Here is a 5,134-nt window from a genome sequence, read left to right as displayed (position 1 = left end):
CTTTACGACTGGCAACAGCAATGGGCGTGACGGATTGTTCATCACAGAATTTACGTAATAAAGCCATCAGTGCATCAATCAGAGCTTCCTGTTGATTACTCAGTGGTTCAGGTTTAAGTAAAATCGGCCACGCTTCAGGCGGCGTTTGTTTGGCTTTACTGATTACGTCAATAATGGCCCGGCCATTACGTTCAATATCCCGGGCTTCAAGACCGCGAATCTGACTGAGTTTTTCTATCTTTTCCGGTGCAAATCGTGCCAGATCCAACATGACTTCATCTTTGATTATCCAGCGTCTCGGGCGATCACGATCGATTGCCCGTTGTTCACGCCATGCTGCCAGTTGTTGAAGTATGGCCAGCTGAACGCCCTTCAATTTACCTGCCCCACGGATTTTGCGCCAGATGGTTTCAGGGTCTGCAATATAATTATCAGCGTTAGCAAGGGCTGAAAAATCTTCTTTGAGCCATTCAGTGCGTTGCTGCTTTTCCAAATCGGCAGACATCTGATGATAAAGTTCACGCAGATAACGCACATCATCAGCAGCATATTCCAGTTGTTCAGCGCTTAAAGGTCGCTGTGTCCAATCCGCACGGGAATGCGCTTTATCCAGATTGACATTGAGTCGCTGCTTAACCAGGTTGCCATATCCAATCTGATCACCATCACCCAGAATAGTCGCGGCCAACTGCGTATCAAACAGGTTTTGTGGAAGTGCATTTTTTAACAAATACAGTAGCTCCAGATCCTGTCGTGCAGCATGAAACACCAGGGTTATTTGCGGTTGATAAAGTAGATCAAGTAATGGTGTCAGATCTTTTACAGCGATAGGATCAACACAGGCAATAACATCATCGTTGGCAATCTGGATCAGGCATAGTTGGGGGTAGTAGGTTTTTTCACGCAGAAACTCTGTATCGATAGCCAGCCAATGGCTGTCCTGAATATCCTGGCAAAATTGTGTTAACGCCGCATCCGAATCAATGTAAAGAACAGTCATGTTATCCAGCTGAAAAAAAGCAACCAGTATAACTGTTTTTAGAGGGTGTTGCGGGCGTGCACCTGACTCACTATTTGTTCAATGGCTTCAATAATAATCTCAGGCTGTTCATGAGGAATAGCATGACCACTTTGATGGGCAAACATATGTGTACTGATAGGAGATAAACGCGACAAATCCTGTTGCAAAGTAATCCAGGTTTTTTCACGTTGCTGTTGGCTTAAATCACCATACCACTCTGGTTTTCCACGGCTGATTACGATTAATGGTACGACCGGTAAAGCTGAATTTTTCTGTAATTGCACTGAACTTTCATCCAGAGCTGAAATTTCTGCTCTGGCGGCATGAAAGGCACGTTCACGTAATATTGGAGGTTTATTCGCATGTGCCATACTATCCGTGGATTTCGGCAAAATCATGATGGTGCCACGTCGATTGAAATTGTTGGGTAGTTTGATTTGAAATTGTTTGTATTGATCTTCATGAGAGGCATCAACCAGCACCATGCCCGCGACCATCTGAGGGTTATTCGCTGCAAAAATACGGATGTTGTATCCACCAAATGAATGGCCCACCAGTATATATGGCGGAGGAATATCGGCCTGTTCAAGTAATGTCTCTAATTCATCGGCAATTCTGTTACTGGTTCTTGGCGATGGACCAAAATCACTCCAACCGTAACCCGGTCGATCAAAAACACATATCTTTGAATGATTTGAAACGGCTTGCTGTATAAGCTGCCAGTCAGTGGAATCATCGCCAAGACCAACATCCACAATAACAGTGGGACTGCCGGAGCCAGTACAATTAATGTGCAACTGATAGCCGCCAACATCGAAACGTTTTCCGGGAATCGCTGGAAATTCAGCAGCAATTAATGGTGCGGAAACAGACCAAAATACTAAAAAAGGCCAGATCAACGCTTTCATTCATTGGCTCCGATGCAGTTAACTTAACAGTTAAATTAAGAGATGAAATAAGCGTTAAAGTTCCGTAGTCTCCCAGGCAATTTTCTGCAGAATATCATTTTGATTAAATGGCCAGTTTATTTCACTGTTATCAGAAAACTTGATGACTGGAATGCGAACGCCATATTGTTCTACCAGATCATCATCGTCACCGATCTCAACGACATGTAAATTTATCTGTTCGGCGATGGCGAGCGTAATGACCTGTTCAATTGCAAGCTCGCATAAATGGCATCCAGCCGTGGAAAATAATTGCAGATTAATCATTTTTCGCGCAATCGAGGAATCAGTTCAACAAAGTTGCAAGGCCTGTGCCGGACATCCAGCTGATGTTGTAGAATGTCATCCCAAGCCGTTTTACACGCGCCGGATGACCCCGGAAGACAAAAGATAAACGTACCATTTGCTACGCCGGCGATGGCTCTTGATTGTATGGTTGATGTGCGGATAACGTCATAAGAGATTTGTCGGAACAGCTCACCAAACCCATTAATTTCTTTATCAAACAGTACCTGAACGGCTTCCGGGGTGCCATCTCTTCCGGTCAGCCCGGTGCCGCCGGTAGTGATAATGACATCAACCTGCTCATCGCAAATCCATCGCGAAACAATGGCGCGAATCTGATAAATATCATCAGTAACAATCTGTTTGTCGGCAAGTTCATGACCCGCAGAGAGCAAGCGGTCTTTTAACGTTTTACCGGATATGTCGTCGGTTTCTGTGCGGGTATCAGAAATCGTCAAAATGGCAATTTTGACAGCAATAAATTCACGATCCATGAGCAGTGTTTCTCGCATAGGAAGTTAGAAAACAAGTATAGTCAGCATATCGCTTAGGGTCTAGAATGCTACGCAATAGTGAGGAGTCATAACAATGAAAAAAATCTTATTAGTCTCAGCCATATCATCGGCGATCATTTTGTCAGGCTGTGCGGCAGACGATCCCAATATGCGAACTAAAAGAGGTGCAGCAATTGGTGCGGCTGCCGGTTCAATTATCGGATATGCCATTGATGATGGTGCCGGTGGCGTAATAGCCGGTGCTGCTGTCGGTACGCTGGCCGGTGCCGGTGTGGGACGTTATATGGATAACCAGCAACGTGAAATGAATGAGGCGTTGGCTCAGGAACAAGCCCGTAATGAATTGCAAATTCAGCAACTGCAGGACGAATCATTGAAAATTGATATTTCAAACGAAGTATCTTTTGATTTTGATAGCTCAGCCATCAAACCCGCGTTTGAACCGACGTTGAATAAAGTCGCTGATGTGCTGCAGCGTTATCCCAAGACCATAATTCATGTCATCGGACATACAGACAGCAAAGGGTCAGAAAGTTATAACCAGCAACTTTCTGAACGTAGAGCCCAATCCGTAACCAACTATTTTGCGGCACGAGGTGTGCTGAAAGAACGTCTGGTACCAATGGGACGTGGTGAACTTGAACCGCGTGCCACAAATGATACCGAAGCCGGGCGACAGTTGAATCGTCGTGTGGAAATAATTGTAAAACCTATTGTAGAGGGACAGGAAGCTGAAGCCTACCAAACGCCGTAAAGGCCCATCAGATAGAAACCAGGCACCATCGCAAGACCTGATTTTTGGTTTGCATGCAGTACAGGCGGCTCTTGAGTCGCCTGTTTCACGCGTGGCCGAAATCTGGATTTCGGATGAGCGACATGATCAACGTGTTGAAACTATATATAAGCTAGCGGGTGATTTGGGAATACGTTTACATAAAACCCAGCGTAAGCAACTGGATGATATGGTTCCGGAAAATCGACATCAGGGCTGTGTTGCCCGTTGTCATCCGTTGGCTGTTCTTGATGAAACAGATTTGGATGTATTGCTGGATAATTTGCAGCAAACGCCATTTCTATTAATTCTGGATGGTGTTCAGGATCCGCATAATCTTGGCGCTTGTCTGCGAACGGCAGAAGCGGCCGGAGCACATGCGGTGATTGCACCCAAAGATCGTGCATCTGGTTTGACGCCGACCGCAATTAAAATTTCCAGTGGTGCTGCTGAACGCTTACCCTTTATTCAGGTCACTAATCTTGCGCGCGTGTTAAGAGATTTGCAGCAACGGGGTATCTGGTTAGTGGGCACCTCAGGTGATAGCGAAATGAGTCTGTATCAGGCAGATCTTAAAGGGCCTTTAGCGATTATCCTTGGCGCCGAAGGTCAGGGCATCCGTCGTTTAACCAGAGACCACTGTGATCAGGTTATACACATTCCCATGCAAGGTGGTGCCGAAAGTCTCAACGTATCTGTAGCCGCTGGTGTTTGCTTATTTGAAGCGGATCGTCAACGACGCTTGTGAGCAGGTAGTAAAATAAAGTAAAATGCCAGATTGCCTTTCATAGGTAAAACTCCTTGCTTTCTGAAATTTTTCAGCAAGCTGTATAAACCGTGAGGAGCTCAAATTGAGACATTACGAAATCGTGTTTCTGGTCCACCCTGATCAGAGCGAACAAGTGCCCGGTATGATCGAGCGCTATACCCAAACATTGACTACTGCTGGTGGTCAGGTTCACCGTCTGGAAGACTGGGGCCGTCGTCAATTAGCTTATCCAATCAACAAAGTTCACAAAGCACATTATGTGTTAATGAATGTTGAATGTGATGTTGAGCAATTGAATGAAGTCACCACTGCTTTCCGTTTCAATGATGCCGTTATTCGTCACCTGGTTGTCAGCATGGACGAAGCTGTTACTGAAGCTTCACCAATGATGCGCAAAGACGACGAAAAACCCGCTTCACAAGCCTAATCAGGAGATATCACGATGGCACGTTTTTTCAGACGTAGAAAATTTTGTCGTTTCACTGCCGAAGGTGTGAAACAAATTGATTATAAAGACGTAAACCTGCTTAAAAATTTCGTTACTGAAACAGGTAAAATCGTCCCAAGTCGTATTACCGGTACAAAAGCTCGTTTCCAGCGTCAGCTGTCAACTTGTGTAAAACGTGCACGGTTTCTGGCATTGCTGCCTTACTGTGATATGCACAAGTAATTCAGCTTCCCAGTTGTAAGGTTAAGATCAAAATAATATGTTGCGTGGTATAGCTGATTTTGCAATGAAAGGTCGCTGGCAAGCTGCATTTGCAGCGGCTTTGCTATCGGTTGCTGCAATGTTGCTACCACCACTGAATTATCTCGCTAGCGGGG

General features: G+C 45.2%; 8 protein-coding genes. 4 read left to right on the top strand and 4 right to left on the bottom strand.

Features of this window, described 5'->3' with window-relative positions:
* The 4 genes from rnd to moaB all read right to left on the bottom strand — a co-directional run.
* On the bottom strand, window positions 1–1,000 hold a 1,000-nt coding region (gene rnd, locus B3O33_RS14150; RefSeq protein WP_292363850.1), incomplete at its 3' end, for a ribonuclease D.
* Window positions 1,001–1,038: 38 nt separating this feature from the next.
* Window positions 1,039–1,929, bottom strand: a complete 891-nt coding sequence (locus B3O33_RS14145; protein WP_292361860.1) for an alpha/beta fold hydrolase — start codon at window positions 1,927–1,929, stop codon at window positions 1,039–1,041.
* A 54-nt stretch (window positions 1,930–1,983) separates the two neighbouring features.
* The gene (locus tag B3O33_RS14140) at window positions 1,984–2,235 is read right to left on the bottom strand and encodes a glutaredoxin family protein (RefSeq protein ID WP_292361861.1); all 252 of its coding nucleotides are present in this window, start codon (window positions 2,233–2,235) and stop codon (window positions 1,984–1,986) included.
* Window positions 2,232–2,747: a molybdenum cofactor biosynthesis protein B gene (gene moaB, locus B3O33_RS14135; protein ID WP_292361862.1), complete on the bottom strand. Its 516-nt coding sequence runs from the start codon at window positions 2,745–2,747 to the stop codon at window positions 2,232–2,234. The genes B3O33_RS14140 and moaB overlap by 4 nt, the downstream gene beginning before the upstream one ends.
* Window positions 2,748–2,841: 94 nt before the next feature.
* Here moaB and B3O33_RS14130 point away from each other — a divergent pair, with 94 nt between their 5' ends.
* The 4 genes from B3O33_RS14130 to rpsR all read left to right on the top strand — a co-directional run bounded on the left by B3O33_RS14130 (window position 2,842) and on the right by rpsR (window position 4,979).
* Window positions 2,842–3,522 (top strand): OmpA family protein, encoded by a 681-nt coding sequence (locus B3O33_RS14130; protein WP_292361863.1) that lies wholly within the window; start codon window positions 2,842–2,844, stop codon window positions 3,520–3,522.
* Between the two features lie 37 nt (window positions 3,523–3,559).
* Window positions 3,560–4,288, top strand: a complete 729-nt coding sequence (rlmB, locus tag B3O33_RS14125; protein WP_292361913.1) for a 23S rRNA (guanosine(2251)-2'-O)-methyltransferase RlmB — start codon at window positions 3,560–3,562, stop codon at window positions 4,286–4,288.
* A 103-nt stretch (window positions 4,289–4,391) separates the two neighbouring features.
* Complete coding sequence (rpsF, locus tag B3O33_RS14120) at window positions 4,392–4,736, top strand: 30S ribosomal protein S6 (protein WP_292361864.1); 345 nt, start codon at window positions 4,392–4,394, stop codon at window positions 4,734–4,736.
* A 15-nt stretch (window positions 4,737–4,751) separates the two neighbouring features.
* The gene (gene rpsR / locus B3O33_RS14115) at window positions 4,752–4,979 is read left to right on the top strand and encodes a 30S ribosomal protein S18 (protein WP_292357806.1); all 228 of its coding nucleotides are present in this window, start codon (window positions 4,752–4,754) and stop codon (window positions 4,977–4,979) included.
* Window positions 4,980–5,134: the final 155 nt, after the last annotated feature.

Source organism: Methylophaga sp. UBA1464, assembly GCF_002325665.1.
Lineage (GTDB): Bacteria > Pseudomonadota > Gammaproteobacteria > Nitrosococcales > Methylophagaceae > Methylophaga.
Note: the sequence above shows the minus strand (reverse complement) of the source record. Positions and strands in the feature narration are given on the sequence as shown.